The sequence below is a fragment of the Runella sp. R5_40 genome (assembly GCF_057652295.1).
This window is the reverse complement of record NZ_JBYFCH010000093.1, coordinates 1-302: the sequence shown is the minus strand read 5'-3', so window position 1 is coordinate 302 and position 302 is coordinate 1. Positions and strand designations below refer to the sequence as shown.

The 302-nt window shown below is 51.7% G+C and carries 1 protein-coding gene; it reads left to right on the top strand.

Translation table 11 applies throughout. The features are described 5' to 3' along the window. The coding region (locus AC23N5_RS31545; protein WP_487758581.1) for a DUF7507 domain-containing protein at positions 1-302 on the top strand (302 nt) is incomplete at both ends.

Genomic DNA, 302 nt, shown 5'->3' with positions numbered 1-302 from the left:
AACGGTGGAGATGAAGATGATTCTGACCCAGAAGTGATAACGGTGACACCAACGCCAGTGTTTGACTTGGCCTTGAAGAAGACGTTGGCGACGGGTCAGGCTTCGAGTGTGAACCCAGGCAGCACGGTGAAGTTTACGATTACAGTGTACAACCAAGGGAACGTTGATGCGACGTCTATACAGTTGAGTGATTACATACCGACTGGATTGACGCTATCTGATGCGAATTGGAGCGTAAGCAACGGCATTGCGACCTTGAACACGCCGATTTCGAGTTTGTTGGCGGGAGCGAGCACGACCCG